The sequence below is a fragment of the Streptacidiphilus pinicola genome (assembly GCF_003258295.1).
Lineage (GTDB): Bacteria > Actinomycetota > Actinomycetes > Streptomycetales > Streptomycetaceae > Streptacidiphilus > Streptacidiphilus pinicola.
Window position 1 is genome coordinate 80,001 of record NZ_QKYN01000053.1, and the last position, 19,179, is coordinate 99,179.

4 protein-coding genes are annotated in these 19,179 nt (G+C 72.2%); all 4 read left to right on the forward strand.

Annotation, left to right across the window (positions count from 1 at the left end):
- Window positions 1-30: 30 nt before the first annotated feature.
- The 4 genes from DN069_RS13980 (at window position 31) to DN069_RS13995 (ending at window position 19,091) form a co-directional block, all read left to right on the forward strand.
- Window positions 31-16,308: an amino acid adenylation domain-containing protein gene (locus tag DN069_RS13980; RefSeq protein ID WP_111501281.1), complete on the forward strand. Its 16,278-nt coding sequence runs from the start codon at window positions 31-33 to the stop codon at window positions 16,306-16,308.
- A complete protein-coding gene (locus DN069_RS13985) occupies window positions 16,305-16,526 on the forward strand; it encodes an MbtH family protein (RefSeq protein WP_111501282.1) in 222 nt (73 codons plus the stop codon). The genes DN069_RS13980 and DN069_RS13985 overlap by 4 nt, the downstream gene beginning before the upstream one ends.
- A gap of 45 nt (window positions 16,527-16,571) precedes the next feature.
- Window positions 16,572-17,765 carry a cytochrome P450 gene (locus DN069_RS13990; protein WP_111501283.1) on the forward strand — a complete coding sequence of 398 codons (1,194 nt, stop codon included), beginning with the start codon at window positions 16,572-16,574 and terminating at the stop codon, window positions 17,763-17,765.
- A gap of 522 nt (window positions 17,766-18,287) precedes the next feature.
- Window positions 18,288-19,091: a DUF4097 family beta strand repeat-containing protein gene (locus DN069_RS13995; RefSeq protein WP_111501284.1), complete on the forward strand. Its 804-nt coding sequence runs from the start codon at window positions 18,288-18,290 to the stop codon at window positions 19,089-19,091.
- Window positions 19,092-19,179: the final 88 nt, after the last annotated feature.

Consider the following 19,179-nt stretch of genomic DNA (forward strand, 5'->3'; position numbering starts at 1 on the left):
GCAGGCCGGCAGACAGAGGAGCAACGCTCAATGATTCCCTTGTCCTTCGCCCAGCGCCGGCTGTGGTTCATCGACCGCTTCGAAGGGCCCTCGGCCACGTACAACGTGCCCCTGCTGGTGCGTCTGGACGGTGAGCTCGACACGGACGCGCTGGCGCAGGCCCTGCTCGACGTCGTGATCCGGCACGAGAGCCTGCGCACGGTGTTCCCGGCCCCCCAGGGGGTGCCGGAGCAGCGCGTCGTGCCGGTCGACGAACTGCGCCTCGACCTCCCGCTGGTCGAGGCGCAGGGCGAGGCGGCGGACGCGGTGATCGCGGAGGCCACCGTCCACTGCTTCGACCTGGCCAACGAGATCCCGGTGCGGGCCACCCTGGTACGGCGCGGCCCGCGCGACCACATCCTTGTGCTCAACATCCATCACATCGCCACCGACGGCGAATCGCTGGACCCGCTCGCCGGCGACCTGAGCGACGCCTACACCGCCCGGGTGGCCGGTCACACCCCCGGCTTCCCCGAGCTCGAGGCCCAGTACGCCGACTACACGCAGTGGCAGCGCGACCTGCTCGGCGACGAGGACGACCCCTTCAGCATGGCGGCCTGTCAGCTCGAGTACTGGCGCTGCGAACTTCACGGCTCGCCCGAGCAACTGCAGCTGCCCTACGACCGGCCGCGGCCGGCCACCGTCAGCCACCGCGGGGCGATGACCGAGATCGCCGTCCCCCAGGAGCTGCTCACGGCCGTCGAGCAGCTCGCCGCGGCGCACGGTGCCACCACGCCCATGGTCATGCAGACGGCGCTGGCCGTGCTGCTTCAGCACCTGGGCGCGGGCACGGACATCCCCCTCGGCGCCACCATCGCCGGCCGCACCGACGAGGCGCTGCTGGACATGGTCGGCTTCTTCGTCAACACCTGGGTGCTGCGCGCCGACCTCACCGGGGATCCCACCTTCTCCCAGGCGCTGCAACGTGTCCGGGACAAGGCGCTGGCCGCCTACGACTACCAGGACCTGCCCTTCGAGCGGCTGGTGGAGGTGCTCAACCCGGAGCGCTCCACCGCCTACCACCCGCTCTTCCAGGTCATGTTCACCTGGCAGACCAACGACCGCATCGTCCTGGACCTGCCGGGGGTCACCGGTACGCTCGAAGCCGTCCCGACCGGCACCGCCAAGTTCGACCTGGAGTTCAACTTCGCGGTCGACCCCGCGGACCAGAGCATGCGCTGTGTCCTCGAGTACGCCACGGACCTCTTCGACCGGTCCACCGCCGAGATGATCGGCGCCCGCCTGCTGAAGGTCATCGAGGCCGTGGCCGCCGATCCGGACGGGCACATCGGCAGGATCGACGTCCTGCTGCCCGGCGAGCGCGAACAGCTGGCCGCCTTCGCCGGGCTGGCGGTACCCACCCCTCCGCTGACCGTGCCCGAGCTGTTCCGGCGACAGGTCGAGGTCTCCCCGGACGCGGTGGCCGTGGAGTGCGGAGAGGTGACGCTCACCTATCAGGAGCTGGAGCAGCGGTCCGACCGGCTGGCACACGCCCTGACGTCGCGTGGTGTCGCGCCGGAGTCGCTGGTGGCGCTGGCGCTTCCGCGATCGGCGGAGCTGGTGGTGGCGATGCTGGGCATCTGGAAGGCGGGGGCGGCCTACGTGCCGGTGGACCCGCGGTTCCCCAGCACCAGGCTGCAGCTCATCCTGGAGCAGGCGCAGCCGACGCTGCTGCTGACCACGGCCTCGACGACCGCCGACCTGCCCCCGCACCCGGTTCCCACGGTGCTGCTGGACGACTTCGAGCTGGACGGCCCCGGACCGGACCCGCAGGAGGCGTCCACCGCGCTGCCCCACCTGGAGCTGCACAACGCGGCCTACGTGATGTACACCTCCGGCTCCACCGGCACCCCCAAGGGTGTGGCCATCACCCAACACGGCATCGTCAACGGCGTGCTGCGCCTTGCCACCGTGGTCGGCATGGGCCCCGGCAAGCGGATGCTCGCCGGAACCTCGGTCAACTTCGACGTGTCCGTCTTCGAGATCGTGACCGCACTGACCACCGGCGGCTGCGTCGACGTCGTCCGCGACGTGCTGGAGCTGGTGGAACGCGACAGCTGGCAGGGCGCGGTGATCAGCTCCGTGCCGTCGGTGTTCGCCGAGATCCTCGACCAGATCGCCCCGAACACGCAGGTCGACACCCTCGTGTTCGCCGGCGAGGCGCTGCCCGCCACGCTCGTCGCCCGCGCCCGGGAGGCCTTCCCCGGGGTCCGCGTCGTCAACGCCTACGGGCAGACCGAGAGCTTCTACGCCGGCACGTACACCGTGGAAGCGGACCAGGACTGGGACGGCTCCTTCAGCGTCCCCATCGGCACCCCGCTCGGCAACATGCGTGCCTACGTGCTGGGTGAGGGGCTGCTGCCGGTGCCCCCGGGCGTGGTCGGCGAGCTGTTCGTCGCGGGCGACTCCCTGGCGCGGGGCTACTTCGGGCAGCCCGCCATGACAGCCGAGCGCTTCGTGCCGGACCCGTTCGGGCAGCCCGGCGCGCGCATGTACCGCACCGGTGACCTGGCCCGCTGGAACCAGGGCCGGCTCGAGTACGTCGGCCGCGGCGACGGGCAGGTGAAGATCCGCGGACTGCGGATCGAACCCGCCGAGGTGGAGGCCGCGCTGACGGCCCATCCGGGCGTGGCCCAGGCGGTCGTCACCGTCCACGAGCATCTCGGCCGCAAGCAGCTCGTGGGCTACGTGGTGCCGGTGGGCGTCGTCACCGGCCCCTCCGGGGAGCCGCAGAGCATCGGTGACCTGCACGTCGACCTGACGGCCGGAGTGTCGGTGGCGGAGTTGCGGCGCTTCGCAGCGGCGCGGCTGCCGGAGTTCATGGTGCCGTCACTGTTCGTCACAGTGGACCGGATCCCGCGCACCCCGACCGGGAAGCTCGACCGCGCCGCCCTGCCGGCGCCGGTACTGCAGGAACGCGCCTACCGGGCTCCGGTCTCGCCCACCGAGCAGGTACTGGCCGCTGTCTTCGCCGAGGTCCTCGGCGTGGACCGGGTCGGCGTGGACGACGACTTCTTCGCCGTGGGCGGGGACTCCATCCGCTCGATCCAGGTGGTGTCCCGGGCGCGGGCACGCGAGGTGCACGTCACCCCACGCGAGGTGTTCCAGCTCCGCACCGTGGCGGAGCTGGCACTGCTGGCCGAAGGCCGGGGCGCGTCCGTCGTGCTCCCCGAACTGGACGGAGGCGGCGTCGGCACCGCACCCCATCTGCCCATCAACCGGTACCTGCTGGAACTCGGCGGCGGACTCGGCCGGTTCACCATGTCCTCGGTCGTGGACCTGCCGCTCGGGATCGAGCAGGACCAACTGGCCGCCGTACTGACCGCCGTCGTGGACCGGCACGACATCCTGCGCTCGCGGCTCTCGCCGGACGGCCTGCAGATCACCGCGCCCGGCACGGTCGACGTCGCGCCGCTGGTCCTCCGGGTGAGCTGGGACGGCTCCTTCGACCAGGAGTGGTTCGAAGCAGCCCGGCAGGAGCTGGAGGCGGCGACCGGGCGGCTGGATCCGTCGGCCGGTGTCATGGCGCAGTTCGTCTGGTTCGACGCAGGACCGGACCGCGGCGGGCGACTGCTCCTGGTGCTGCACCACCTCGTGGTCGACGGGGTGTCCTGGCGCATTCTCCTGCCGGACCTGGCGGAGTCCTGGAAGCAGGTCCGGGCCGGCCAGGCGCCGCACCTGCCCGCGGTCGGGACCTCCGTGCGGCGCTGGGCGCACGCGCTGGTCCAGGAGGCGGCGAGCCCGGCACGCGTGAGTGAGCTCCCGCTGTGGAAGTCGGTGGTCGACGGCCCCGACCCGCTGCTCGGCTCTCGTCCGCTCGACCCGGCCGTCGACACCGTCCAGACCGCCGGCCACGTCTGGGTCCACCTCCCGCCCGCGGTGGCCGACGCCCTGGTCACCGACCTGCCCGCCGCGTTCCGAGGCGGCGTCAACGACGGCCTCCTGGCAGCCCTCGCACTGGCCATGGCCCGCTGGCGCCGCGCCCGCGGAGTGGCGGAGACGTCCCTGCTGGTGCGGCTGGAAGGACACGGCCGCGAGGAGACAGCGGTGCCGGGCGCGGACCTGTCCCGTACCGTCGGCTGGTTCACCAGCATGTTCCCCGTTCGCCTCGACGTCGGTGACCCGGAGGCCGCCGGCGGCACCACGGCCGCGTCGGCGGTCAAGGCCGTCAAGGAACAGCTGATGTCCATCCCCGACAAGGGGCTGGGCTACGGCCTGCTGCGGTATCTGAACGACGAGACCGCCCGGGAGCTGGCCGCCCACCCCACCGGGCAGATCGCCTTCAACTACCTCGGCCGCTTCTCCGCCGCCGACATGCCCGAGGAACTGCGCGGACTCGGCTTCTCCGCGGTACCAGGCACCCGGGAGCTCATCGCCACCCCGGACCCGGACATGCCGCTCATGTCCACGCTGGAGATCAACGCGCTGATCGACGAGTCCGGCCGGCTGGCCGCCAGGATCGGGTTCGCCACCGCCCTGCTGTCCCGCGAGGACGTCGAGGAACTGGCCGGTCTGTGGACCAGCGCCCTGGAGTCGCTGGCCCAGGGGGTTCCCTCGCCCGGAGCCGGCGGTCTGACGCCCTCCGACGTCGAGCTCGTCCGCGTCGGCCAGGACGAGCTGGAGCGCTGGGAGCAGCAGCACCCGTCCCTCACCGACGTCTGGCCGCTCACCCCGCTGCAGAACGGCCTGCTCTTCGAGTCGCTGGTCTCCGACAGCGGCTACGACGCCTACCTGATGCAGTTCGCCTACCACCTGGCCGGACCCGTGGACCCGCAGCGGATGCGCGTCGCCGCGCAGGCGCTGCTGGACCGGCACGCCAACCTGCGCACCGCCTTCGTCCCGGACGCCTCCGGCGACCTGGTCCAGCTCGTCCTGGACGACATCGAGGTCCCCTGGCGCCAGCTCGAGCTCCGCGACGGCCGGCAGCAGGACGACCAGGCCCTCCAGCGGTTCCTGACCCAGGACCGGGAGACCCGGTTCGACCTGCAGGCCCCGCCGCTGCTGCGCTTCACCCTGCTCACGCGCGGCCCCGAGCGTTCGGTCCTGGTGCTGACAGCGCATCACGCGCTCTTCGACGGCTGGTCGGTGCCCGTCCTGATGCAGGACCTGCTGCACCTGTACGCGTCGCACGGCGACGCCGGAGCCCTGCCCCGGCTCCGGCCCTTCCGTGAGTTCCTCCAGTGGCAGGCCCGGCAGGACCGAGAGGCCGCCGCCGCGGCCTGGGCCGCGGAGCTCGACGGGTTCGACGAGCCGACGTTGCTGGCCCGGACCCTGACCGACGCGGAGCCCGGCGAGGACGTGGGCCATGTCGACGTGCCGCTGACCGTCGAAGCGACCCAGTCCCTGGCGCAGTGCGCGGCCCGCCTGGGCGTCACCCTCAACACCCTGGTGCAGGGCGCCTGGGCAGTCCTGCTCGGCCAACTCACGGGACGGCAGGACGTCGTCTTCGGCGCCACCGTCTCCGGTCGCCCGCCGCAGGTCGACGGCGTCGAGTCCATGGTCGGTCTCTTCATCAACACTCTTCCGGTGCGCGTGCCACTGCCTCCGGGGCAGACGTTCGCCCAGCTCCTCGCGACGCTGCAGGAGCGGCAGGGCGAACTGCTCGACCACCACCACTACGGGCTGACGGATATTCACCAGTCCGTCGGGACCAACCGGCTCTTCGACACCCTCGTCGTCTTCGAGTCCTACCCGGTCGACCACGTCGGCCTGAGCGAGGCCAACGACACCGCGGGTGTCGCCATCACCGGCATCACGCCGTTCAGCGGCACCCACTACCCGGTGACCGTGATGGCGGATGCCGACCCGCAGCTGCGGCTGTCGCTGCAGTACCGGCCCGCCGCCTTCGACCGGGAGGCGGCCCAGATGCTCGCCACCCGCTTCGCGCGGGCGCTGGAACAGACGGCGGCCGAACCTGGCCAGCCGATCGGCGCCGTCGACGTCCTCTCCCAGGACGAGCGCGCACTGTCCCTGCGCGGGGTCGGCGCGACGGCGGAGCCGGTGCCGGACGGCACGATCCTCGACCTCGTCGAGCTGTGGACCTTCCTGGGCATGGACGCCGTCGCCGTGGTCCACGAGGACAGCCGGCTCACCTACCGCGAACTGGACCAGCGGGCCAACCGACTGGCACAGGCGCTCGCGGGCCGCGGCGTCGGCCCGGAGTCGGTGGTGGCCATCGCCCTGCCCCGCACCTGCGACCTGGTCGTCGCGCTGCTCGGGGTGCTGCGCTCCGGTGCCGCGTACCTGCCGATCGACCCCGAGTACCCCAGCAGCCGGCTCGGTTACATCCTGGCCGACGGCGCCCCCGAGCTGATCCTCACCGACGAGGCGTCCAGGGACATCCTGCCGAGCACCGGCATCCCCACCCTGTCGCTGAACGAGGTCTGCTCCGGTCCCACGGCCGCCGTCCACCGCCCGGGTCCGGACAACCTGGCCTACGTGATGTACACCTCCGGCTCGACCGGGGTCCCCAAGGGCGTCTCGCTGACGCACCGCAACATCGCCGCCGTCCTGCCCTCGTTGCGCGCCACCCTCGGGATCGAGTCGCGGGCGCGCGTCCTGGCGGCCGCCTCGGTCAACTTCGACGTGTCCGTGTTCGAGATCTTCTCGGCGCTCAGCTGCGGCGGTACCGTCGAGCTCGTCCGCGACGTGCTGGCCCTGGGCGAGCGGGACCACTGGGACGTCGACGTGATCAGCACCGTCCCCTCGGCGTTCGCCGAGCTCCTCGACGGCCTGCCCGGCCGGGCCGCCCCCAAGACCGTCGTCTTCGCGGGTGAAGGGCTGCCCGCCACGCTGGTGGCCCGGGTCCGCGAGGCGTTCCCCGGCGTGCGGGTGGCCAACGGCTACGGACAGACCGAGTCGTTCTACGCCGCGGCGTTCAGCCTCCCCGCCGACGCGCCGGTCGGCGGCGTCCTCGCCCCCATCGGCGAACCGCTCGAGCACGTGCGGGCCTACGTCCTCGGTTCCGGACTGCGTCCGGTGCCGCCCGGCGTCACCGGGGAGCTCTACGTGGCGGGCGCCTCCCTCGCCCGCGGCTACCGCGGCCAGGCCGCGCTGACCGCCGAGCGGTTCCTGCCGGACCCCTACGGTCCGCCCGGCGCGCGCATGTACCGCACCGGTGACTGCGCACGGGTGCGCGAGGACGGAAGCCTCGAGTACGTCGGCCGTGGTGACGGCCAGTTGAAGATCCGCGGCGTGCGCGTCGAGCCCGCCGAGATCGAGGCCGTGCTGACCGACCACCCGCAGGTCGCCCAGGCTCTCGTCATGGCCAGGGACGGGCACGCCGGGAGCGCCTCCCGGTACCTGGCCGCCTACCTGGTGCCCACGGGGGACGAGGCGCCGCAGAACCTGCGCGGCTGGACCTCCGCACGACTGCCCGACCACATGGTGCCCGCCGCCTTCGTCACCCTGGACGCGCTGCCGCTGCTCCCCAACGGCAAGGTGGACCGCAAGGCGCTGCCCGAACCGGAGTTCACCGCCACGCCGTACCGCGCGCCCCGGAACCGGACCGAGGACGTGCTGTGCCGGCTCTTCGCCGAGGTGCTCGGCGAGCAGCGGATCGGCATCGACGACGACTTCTTCGCCCGCACCGGCCACTCCCTGCTGGCCACCAGGCTGGTCAACCGGATCCGTGCCGAGCTCGGCGCGGAAGTCCGCGTCCGGCAGGTCTTCGACGCACCGACGGTCTCCCGGCTGACCGCAGAGCTGTCCACCGCCGGCCCGGCCCGGCCCCTGCTCCAGCGCGCCGAGGTCCGCCCCGAGCGGGTGCCGCTGTCCTTCGCGCAGCGGCGGCTGTGGTTCGTCGACCGCTTCGAGGGGCCCTCGGCGACCTACAACCAGTCCTTCGTGCTCCGGCTGACCGGCCGCCTCGACGCCGAGGCGCTGCGCCTGGCCCTGTCCGACCTGCTGGAGCGCCACGAGAGCCTGCGCACCCTCATGGTCGAGGACGCCGGGGGCAACCCGTCCCAGCAGGTCGTGCCCATGAGCGACACCGGCTTCCAGGTGCCGCTGGTCGAGGTCACCGCGGACACCGTCGACGAGGAGCTCGACCGGCTCATCCGCCGCCCGTTCGTCCTGTCGGCCGAGATCCCGACGCGCGCCGCGTTGCTGCGCCTCGGCCGCGAGGAGCACCTGCTGCCCCTGGTGATCCATCACATCGCCGTCGACGGCGAGTCGATCGCCCCGCTGGGCCGCGACCTCGGCACCGCCTACGCCGCGCGCCTGGAGGGCCGCACGCCCGACTGGGGCGGCGAGGCCGTCCAGTACGTCGACTACACGCTGTGGCAGCAGGAGCTCCTCGGCGACGAGAAGGACCCGGCGAGCCTCCTGGCGGCCCAGGTGGGCTACTGGCGTGAGCAACTGTCCGGGGCGGTGCAGCCGCTGCCGCTGCCCACGGACCGGCCCCGCCGGCCCGAGCCCAGCCACCACGGCGACGTGGTCGAGTTCGCCCTGGCGCCGACGGTGATGTCCGCCGTCGAGCGCCTGGCCCGCGAGCGCGGCGCCACCGAGGCCATGGTGCTGCAGTCCGCGCTCACGGTGCTGCTCCACCGCATCGGGGCGGGTGACGACATCACGCTCGGATCCCCCATCGCCAACCGTACCGACGCGGCGCTCGCCGACATGGTGGGCTTCTTCGTCAACACCTGGGTACTGCGGGCCGATCTGTCCGGCCGCCCGACCTTCGGGCAGGTCCTCGCCCAGGTGCGGGACAAGGCGCTGGCCGCGTACGACAACCAGGACGCGCCGTTCGAGCGGCTGGTGGAGGCGCTCAACCCGGAGCGCTCCACCGCCTACCACCCCCTGTTCCAGGTGATGTTCGCCTGGCAGAACATCACCCGCGAGGACTTCGCGATCGGCGATCTCGCCGTCCGCTGGGAGCCCTCGTTCACCGACACGGCCAAGTTCGACCTCTTCTTCAACATGGGTGACATCCCCGGTCAGGGCGTCATCGGCTACCTCGAGTACGCCACCGAGCTGTACGACCGCGCCACGGTCGAACGCCTCGCCGCCCGCTTCGCCAGGCTCGTCGAGGAACTCGTCGCCCACCCGGACGAGCCGGTCGCCACCCTGGACGCGCTGCTGCCGGGAGAGCTCCAACAGCTCGACGAGTACGCCGGATCCGGCACCTGGATGCTGCCGCGCACGGTTCCCGAGCTCTTCGAGCGACAGGCGCAGGCCACCCCCGACGCGGTCGCCGTGGTCGTCGGTGCGACCCGGCTGACCTACCGGGAGCTGGACGAGCGGGCGAACCGGATGGCGCACGCCCTGGCCGGACGCGGAGCCGGCCCCGAGGCGCTGGTCGCCCTCGCCCTGCCGCGCTCGGCCGACCTGGTGACGGCCATGCTGGGCATCTGGAAGGCCGGCGCGGCCTACGTCCCGCTCGACCCGCGCTTCCCGAGCACCCGGCTGCGCCGGATCCTCGGCCAGGCGACGCCCGCCCTGCTGCTGACCGATACCGCCACCGTCGGCGACCTCCCCGAGCACGACGTCCCGACCGTGCTCCTGGGCGACCTCGACCTCGTGAACGGGGACGCGTCGCCGTTGGCGGCCGGGCCGCACCCGGACCAGACCGCCTACGTGATGTACACCTCGGGATCCACCGGTCTGCCCAAGGGCGTTGCCGTCGCCCACGGCAACATCACCGCCTGCCTGCCGGCCCACGTGGAGGCCACTGGGATGCGACCGGGCGCGGTGATGCTCGCCGCGACCTCGATCAACTTCGACGTCTCCGTCTTCGAGACCGTGACCGCGCTCACCGTCGGCGGCACCCTCGAAGTGGTGCGCGACGTACTGGAGCTGGCCGAGCGGGACAGCTGGGACGTCCAGGTGGTCAGCGCGGTCCCCTCGGTGCTCTCCGAGGTCCTCGCCCAGATATCAGGCAAAGTCCGGCCGGAGACCGTCGTCTTCGGCGGCGAGGCCCTGTCGGCGTCCCTGATCACCCGGATCCGCGAGGCCTTCCCCGGGGTCCGCACCGTCAACTCGTACGGCCAGACCGAGACGTACTACGTCTCCCGCTCCGTGCTCCTTGACGGTGAGGCAGTCGACCAGGGAACCACGGCGCCGATCGGCCGACCGATGGACTGCGACCGCGCCTACGTGCTCGGCGACGGGCTGCAGCCCGTGCCACCCGGCGCGGTCGGCGAACTCTACGTCGGCGGCGGCTCCCTGGCCCGCGGCTACCACGGGCAGAGCGTCCTGACGGCCGAGCGCTTCGTGCCGGACCCCTTCGGTCCCGCCGGCTCACGCCTCTACCGCACCGGCGACCTGGTGCGCTTCGGCCCCGACGGGCAGCTCCTGTACGTCGGCCGCGGCGACGCGCAGATGAAGATCCGCGGGCTGCGGATCGAGCCCGCCGAGGTGGAGGCCGTGCTGACCGCCCACCCCGGCGTGGCCCAGGCGGCGGTGAACGTCATGGAGCGGGCGGGCCGCAAGCAGCTCGTCGGCTACGTGGTGCCGTCCCGGACCGACGACCAGGTCATGGACCCCAGTCTCGGCGAGATGCAGCTCGACCTCACCGCCGGGATCCCGGCGGGAGAGCTGCGCCGCTTCGCGGCGGAGCGGCTGCCCGAGTACATGGTGCCCTCCGTCTTCCTGGTGCTGGACCGGCTGCCACTGACCCCGAACGGAAAGCTGGACGTCGCCGCCCTGCCCGCCCCGCCCGACCAGGGAGGCGACTACCGGGCCCCGGCCACCGAGGCCGAGCGCGTGCTGGCCACCGTCTTCGCCGAGGTCCTGGGCATCGACCGGGTCGGTGTGGACGACGACTTCTTCGCCGTGGGCGGCGACTCCATCCGCTCCATCCAGGTGGTCACCCGGGCGCGGTCCCGCGGCGTGGAGATCACCCCCCGGGAGATCTTCCAGCTCCGCAACGTCGCCGAACTGGCCCAGCTCGCCGGCGGCCGCACCGGCGCCCCGGTCCTGGAGGAACTGGACGGCGGCGGCGTGGGCCTCGCGCCGCACCTGCCGGTCTCCCGGTACTTCCTGGAACTGGGCGGCGGCTTCGACCGGTTCACCATGTCGACCGTGCTCGACCTGCCGACCGGCATCGACGCACGCCAACTGGCCACCGTCCTCACGGCGGTGTTCGACCGGCACGACGTGCTCCGCTCCACACTCACCGACGAGGGCCTGCAGATCGCCGCTCCCGGCACCGTCGACACAGCCGCGCTGATCCAGCGGGTGCCCTGCGACGGCGCCTGGGACGAGCCGTGGCTGGAGACCGCACGGCACGAACTGGACCAGGCGACCGGCCGGCTCGACCCGGCCGCGGGCGTGATGGCGCAGTTCGTCTGGTTCGACGCGGGCGACCGGGCCGCCGGCCGACTCGTCGTCGTCCTGCACCACCTCGTCGTCGACGGCGTCTCCTGGCGGATCCTCTTGCCCGACCTGGCGGCGGCGTGGAGTCAGGTCCGCGAGGACCAGGAGCCACAGCTGGACGAGGTCGGCACGTCGCTGCGCCGCTGGGCCCACGCCCTGGCGGACGAGGCCGTCACGCCGAGCCGGAGGGGGGAGCTCGACCTGTGGCAGTCCATCGTCGACGGCCCCGACCCGCTGTTCGGATCGCGCGCACTCGACCCGGCGCTCGACACCGTCTCCACGATCGACCACGTCTGGCTCGACGTTCCGGCGTCCGTCACCCGGACCCTGCTGGACGGCGTCCCGGCCGCGTTCCGCTGCGGAGTCCAGGACGGCCTGCTCAGCGCGCTCGCCGTGGCCGTGGCCGGATGGCGGCGGGCGCACGGGATCGCGGAGCCGTCGCTGCTGGTGAAGCTGGAGGGGCACGGCCGCGAGGAGTCGGTCGTCCCCGGAGCGGACCTGTCGCGCACCCTGGGCTGGTTCACCACCATGTTCCCGGCCCGGCTCGACCTCGCCGAGGTGAACCTCGACGATGCCCTGGCCGGCGGGCCCGCCGCGGGATCAGCCGTCAAGGCCGTCAAGGAGCAGCTGCTGCGCATCCCCGACAAGGGTCTGGGCTACGGGCTGCTGCGCCATCTCAACCCCGAGACGGCCGATCTGCTGGCGGCGCATCCCACCGGGCAGATCGCCTTCAACTACCTCGGACAGTTCTCCTCCGCCGACATGCCGCAGGAGCTGGAGGGGCTGGGCTTCACCCAGGCGACCGGCACCCGGGAGCTGATCGCCACCCCGGACGCCGACATGCCCGCCCTGTCCACCCTCGAGATCAACGCGGCCGTGACCGACTCCGAGCGCGGCCCCCGTCTCGGCGTGCGAATCGGCTTCCCCACCGGCCTGCTGACGCGTGAGCAGGTGCTGGGGCTGGCCGGGATGTGGAGCACGGCCCTGGAGGGTCTGGCCGCCCACGTGTCCCGGCCCGGCGTCGGCGGACTGACCCCCTCCGACGTCTCCCTGGTGAACGTGCGCCAGCACGAGCTGGAGCGCTGGGAGGCTCAGTACCCGAACCTCGTCGACATCTGGCCGCCGACCCCGCTGCAGAGCGGGCTGCTCTTCGAGTCGATGCTTGCCGACACCGGCCACGACGCCTACCACGTGCAGGTCGTCTACCGCCTGACCGGCCCGGTCGACCCGGAGCGGCTGCGGTCGGCCGGCCAGGCCCTGCTGGAACGCCACGCCAACCTGCGCACCGCCTTCGTTCCCGACGCCACCGGCGAACTGCTCCAACTGGTCCTTGGCGGAGTGGAACTGCCCTGGCGGGTGACCGACCTCAGGGGCCTTTCCGAGGAGGCGCGCACCGAGAAGCTGGCACAGTTCCTGGCGGAGGACGAGGCCGACCACTTCGACCTGGCCACCGCCCCGCTGCTGCGCCTGTCGCTGGCGATGACCGGCCCCGGGCAATCCACGCTGATCCTCACCTCGCACCACGCGCTGCTCGACGGATGGTCGCTCAGCACCCTGATGACCGAACTGCTGCGACTGTACGGATCGCACGGCGATCCGTCGGTCCTGCCGCGGGTCCGCCCCTTCCGGGACTTCCTGGCCTGGCAGGCGCGGCAGGACGACGCCGCGTCGGTGCGCGCCTGGGACGACGAGCTCGCCGGTGTCCAGGAGCCGACGCTCCTGGCCGGAAGCCGGGCCGCCGAGGCGGACCCGCAACGGGTCGGCAAGCTGGACATCCCGCTGACCGACGACGTCGCTCGCCGGCTGGTGCGCTCGGCGGCCGGGCTCGGCATCACCCTCAACACGCTGGTGCAGGGCGCCTGGGCCGTGGTGCTGGCAGGGTTGACGGGCCGCCAGGACGTGGTGTTCGGCACCACCGTCTCGGGCCGGCCGGCCGAGGTCACCGGCGTGGAGTCGATGGTCGGCCTGTTCATCAACACGCTTCCGGTGCGGGCCGAGCTGTCCCCGTGGCACACGCTGCGCCGGGTCCTCACCGACCTGCAGGACCGGCAGAGCGCGCTGCTCGACCACCACCACGTCGGGCTCACCGAGATCTGCCGTGCCGCCGGGCTGAGTTCGCTCTTCGACACGGTCGTGGTCTTCGAGTCCTTCCCGATGGAACGCGACGGCCTGGGCGATCTCGACGCCAACGGCGGCCTGGCCATCACCGGGGTGGGAACCGACAACGGCACCCACTACCCGCTGGGCATCGCCGCGGGCGCCGACGACCGGCTGCACGTGGTGATGGAGTACCAGCAGGACTGCTTCGGTGACGACGAGGCCCGGGACATCGCCGCCTCGCTCGCGCAGGTCCTCACCCAGGTGGCAGAGGACCCGGACGTTCCCTCGGGCGTACTCCTCGCACGAGCGGCGGACCGGTCGGAGCAGCCCGTCGCGACCGCGACGCCGGGCACCCTGGCGGACCTGTTCGAACGTCAGGTGGCCGCGACCCCCGACGCCGTCGCCCTGATCTTCGAGGACCGGCGGATCAGCTACCGCGAGCTCGACCAGCACGCGAACCGGGTCGCCCACGCCCTCGCCGAGCGGGGCGTCGGCTCCGAGACGGTCGTGGCGGTGGCGACGCGCCGCTCGCCGGACCTGGTCGCCTCCCTGCTGGGTGTGGCGAAGTCGGGCGGGGTCTACCTGCCGACCGACCACACCTATCCGGCCGAGCGCATCGCCTACATGCTGCAGGACTCGGGCGCCCGGCTCGTGGTCGCGGACGCGGTCACGGCCGACGCGCTGGCCGAGCACGACCTGCCCGTCCTGCGGGTGGACCGGATCGGCCCGGACGTGGCCGCGGCCGCGCCGCGGCGGTCGACCACGACCGACAGCGCCGCGTACCTCATCTACACCTCCGGCTCGACCGGAAAGCCCAAGGGGGCGGTGGTCACCCACCGCGGCATCGCCGGCCTCGTGGCGGCGCACGTCCGGCGGATGGGGGTGACCGCCGACAGCAGGATGCTGCAGCTGGTCTCGCCCAGCTTCGACCCGTCCCTGTGCGAGATGTTGACCGCACTGCTGTCCGGGGCCTCGCTCGTGCTCGCTGACAAGGAGCAGCTGGCCCCCGGCCTGCCGCTGGCCGAGACGGTGGACCGCCACCAGGTCACGCACATGATGCTGCCGCCCTCCATGCTCGCCGCCCTGCCGTCGGATTCCCTGCGCAGTGTGCAGTGCCTGCTGGTCGGTGGCGAGGCGCCGTCCGCCGAGCTGATCAGCCGCTGGGCGCAGGGCCGCCGGATGCTCAACGTCTACGGCCCCACCGAGACGACGGTGTGCGCCACCATGAGCGCGCCGCTCGCCGTGGACGACAAGCTCTTCCCGATCGGCACCGCGATCCCGGGTGCCGCGCTGTACGTGCTGGACGCGGCCCTGCGGCCGGTCCCGGACGGCGTTCCCGGCGAGCTCTACATCGCCGGCCCGGGCCTGGCCCGTGGTTACGCCGGGCTCACGGCGGTGACCGCCTCCCGCTTCGTGCCGTGCCCGTTCGGCGAGCCGGGCGAGCGGATGTACCGCACCGGCGACGTGGTGGCACGGGACGCGGACGGCGCGCTGCACTTCCACGGGCGCAGCGACGACCAGGTCAAGATCCGCGGCTTCCGGGTCGAACTCGGCGAGGTGCAGGCCGCGCTGGAGGAGCACCCCGGCGTGGACCGCGCCACCGTCCTGGTGGACACGCGCCACGGCGACCGACGGCTCGTCGGCTACCTGGTGCCGGCCGACCCCGCGACGCCGGGGGAGGAGCAGGCCAAGGAGCTGGTGGCCGAGGTGAGCGCGAGCCTGCGGCTGCGGTTGCCGGACCACATGGTGCCCGCGGCACTGATCGCCCTGGACGAGCTGCCGCTGACGCTCAGCGGCAAGCTCGACAAGCGGGCACTGCCCGCCCCGAGCTACGAGGGCGAGGGCGGCGGCCGGGCTCCCAGGACGACCCGTGAGGAGATCCTCTGCGGCCTGTTCGCCGAGGTGCTCGACCTGGAGCGGGTCGGGATCGACGACTCCTTCTTCGCGCGCGGCGGCCACTCGCTGCTCGCCTCCCGGCTGATCAGCCGGATCGCGGTCGTCCTCGGCGTCACCCTGCCGCTGCGCGCGGTCTTCGACGCCCCGACCGTGGCGGAACTCGCCGCCTACCTGGAAGCCGAGGGAGACGCGGGCCCCGCGGGGAACCCGTTCGCCCCGGTGCTCTCGGTCAAGGGCGGGAACGGCGCCGCGCCGGACCGGACCCTGTGGCTGGTCCACCCCGGTGGCGGCATCTGCTGGCCGTACCTCGGACTCGCCGGCCGGCTGCCGCAGTTCGACGCGGTCCACGGCATCCAGGCCAAGGGATTCGACGGCGACAGCCCGCTGCCCACCTCCCTGGACGCGATGGTCCTCGACTACGTCGACGAGATCCTGGCCGTCCAGCCCGAGGGCCCGTTCCAGCTGGCCGGATACTCCATCGGCGGCACACTGGCCCAGGCGGTCGCCGCGCGACTGCAGGAGCGCGGCCACACGGTCGCCTTCCTCGCGATGCTGGACTGCGTGCCCGGCGACCACCTGGCCAAGCAGCCGGCGCCCACCGCGGGAGCGCTGCGGGAGTACTTCCGCGAGCACCTCACCAGCGTGGCGGGCTCGAACGACTACGAGACCTTCCTCGACAACGCGGTCCGGGTCATCGTCAACCACACCTCCATGACCGCCGGCTTCACCTCGCCGCTGTTCCACGGCGACGCGGTCTTCTTCAACGCCGTGCCCAACCCGGACCTGGTGCACGGCGACCTGTGGCAGCCGTACATCACCGGCTCGGTTCAGCAGTACGACATCGACAGCACGCACCACGACCTCATCAACGCCGAACACCTCGACGAGATCTGCCGACTCATCGGTCGGGAGGTCGCGGCCGTGCGCGGGACGCGAGAAGACGGAGACCAGAGATGAGCACCAACCCCTTCGACGACGACAACGGCCGGTTCCACGTCGTGGTGAACGACGAGGGACAGCACTCCCTGTGGCCGACCTTCGCCGACGTGCCCGCCGGCTGGCGCACCGTGTTCGGAGAGGCCACCCGGGCCCAGTGCCTGGAATACGTCGAGCAGAACTGGACCGATCTGCGGCCGCTCAGCCTGCAGCGTGCCATGGCCGGCGCCGACAACTAGCCCGTCGCCGACGGACCGCAGACCACCAGAGAGGAACGCCTCCCCATGTCCAAAGTCATCGAGGCTTGGAACGTCCACCCCACCAGCACCTGGATGCGCGGCGTGCGGCCGGCGCAGCCGGTCGCGTTCGTCGAGGAGCTCGGCTCCTGGTGCGTCTACGGGTACGACGAGGTCCAGCAGGTGCTGAGCGACCACGAGACCTTCTCCGCCGCGACCGCCGCACTGGCGCCGGTGCAGGTCGACGAGCAGTTCCAGCAGGGCGACATCTCCCAGATGGACCCGCCGGAGCAGACCAAGTACCGCAAGCTGATCGGCCGCGCGTTCAGCCCGCGGGTGATCAACCAGCTCGAGCCGACCATCGCCAAGATCACCGAGGAGCTCCTCGACGCCGTGGCGGACCAGGGCCGCATGGAGGTGGTGGCCGACTTCGCCTACCCGCTGCCGGTCCGCGTCATCGCCGACCTGCTCGGCGTCGACAGCAAGGACTTCCACCTGTTCAAGGGCGCCGCCTTCGACATCATCGAGAACATGGCGGGCATCGACTTCATCGCCGGCGGCGAGGACGCCGAGGAGCGGGTCCACGGTGCGGAGCAGCGCCTCCAGCCCCTGCTCGACTACATGTTCGAGCAGGTCCTGGAGCGCCGGAAGCACCCGCGCGAGGACCTGCTGACCTACCTCGCCCAGGTGGAGGAGGACGGCCAGCGCCTCACCGACCGCGAGGTCGTCAACGTCGCCAACATCTTGCTGATGACCGGTCACATCACCAGCACCATGATGGTCGGCAACACCGTGGTCTGCCTGGAGACCGAGCCGGACAAGCTGGCCCGGGTGCGGGCCGACCGTTCCCTGGTCCCCGGCGCGGTCGAGGAGGCCGTGCGACTGCTGCCGCCGGCCGCCGTGCTCTCCCGGGCCACCCGCAAGGAGACCGTGCTCGGCGGGGTCACCATCCCCAAGGACCAGATGGTCCTGCCCTGGGTGGCCGCGGCCAACCGCGACCCGCTGAAGTTCGACCGGCCCGACGAGTTCCTCCCGGACCGTGAGCCCAACGACCACATCTCCTTCGGCCACGGCGTCCACTACTGCCTGGGCACCCGGCTGGCGCGGCTGGAGGGACGGATCGCGGTCAACGCCCTGCTCGACCGCTTCCCGAACCTGCGGCGCGACCCCGAGAAGCCGGTCGAGTTCTTCCCGTCCGTGGACATGGTCGGCGTGCGCTCGATGCACGCCCTGCTGGACTGAGGTGCGCGCCTCGCCCTCCTGCTGCCAGTGATCCCCGTCCGGTCCTGACCGGGCGGGGATCCCCATATCGGCCCACGCCGGCCTGCCGTCGGCGTCCGCCGCAACCGAACTCCCTGCCGGGCCGGCCCGGTGGGGATTTCGGCATGCCCGGCGCCGGCCGATAACACCGCGATGTCCGTCCGATATGCGCCCTTCGTATCGTCGTGCCATAGCCCCAAGGCAGCCCGAGCCGATCTGAAGGGAGGCCTCGATGGTGGAAGTCCGGAACCCCCGCATTCCGCACGCCGGATACGCAGGAGACCGGGCCCGGGGCGGGTCGTCCGGCCGGAAACCGGACGGCCCGCTCGCACACACAGACCGCGGCTGGTAGCCAGATCCCTGGCGGCCACCGTCCGTTGCGGCACGCGACCTGGGGTCGTGCGCGCTGACATCGCCTGAGGGATCGCCATGCCGGTATTTTCGTTCGATACCCTTGAACCCATCAGCGCCGACATCTCTCTTGATATCGGCAGGGTCAATATCGTGGCGGGCGACCACAAGAAGACGTTCGTCGAACTTCGTCCCAGTGATCGCCTCGACCCGTGCGACGCCGCGACGGTCCGGCTGGCCCGCGTCGAATACGAAGCCGGGGAGCTCGTGGTGTCCGCGCCCAGGGCGCGTGGTTACCCCCACGGCGCCGGCGCCGTGTCCCTGAACATCCGGCTGCCCTCCGGATCCCGGGTGCGCGCACAGGCACGCGCCGCGGACATCAACGCCCAAGGCCGCCTCGGCGAGTGCCGTATCTCCACCGACTGCGGCCACGTCATGCTGGAGGAGACCGGGCCGCTGCGCCTCGCCCAGGTCCTCGGCAACACCTCCGTCGACCACGTGGGCGGCGACCTGGAGGCGCACGCGGAGTGCGGCGACGTCCAGATCCAGTGCGCCGACGGGTCGGTGCACCTGAGCAGGACCCGGGGCAGCGTCTGCATCGGGGAGGCCAAGGGCGACGTCTACGTGTACGCCGACAGCGGCGACCTCAGCATCGGCCGGGCGCACGGCGCCCTGGAGGCAAGGGCCTCGCAGGGCGACATGCTGGTCGACGAGACCGTCAAGGGGCCCCTGGTGCTGGAGAACGCGTCCGGACGGCTGGAGATCGGCGTCGTCCCCGGCACCGCGGTCAGCCTGGACCTCGACTCCCACGTCGGGACCGTCTACCAGTCGATCGAACTGCTCGACGAGCCGGCCTCTGCCGACGTGCCGACAGGTCCCCCCGACGACGTCGTCCGCGTGCAGGCCCGCTCCATTCTCGGCGACATCGTGGTCCGTCTCACCTCGCGCGATCCCTAGATCCGCAGGGCCGTCCGGCGCCCGCAGGATGGGCGCCGAATGCCGCTGTGTCAAGATCCGAAGTCGGTCTGCCACCCGCCGGAAAGGT

Bases quoted from the DNA above. Each gene is read 5' to 3' on its own strand.
- DN069_RS13985 (WP_111501282.1), top strand. From the start codon at position 16,305: ATGAGCACCAACCCCTTCGACGACGACAACGGCCGGTTCCACGTCGTG.
- DN069_RS13980 (WP_111501281.1), top strand. From the start codon at position 31: ATGATTCCCTTGTCCTTCGCCCAGCGCCGGCTGTGGTTCATCGACCGC.
- DN069_RS13990 (WP_111501283.1), top strand. From the start codon at position 16,572: ATGTCCAAAGTCATCGAGGCTTGGAACGTCCACCCCACCAGCACCTGG.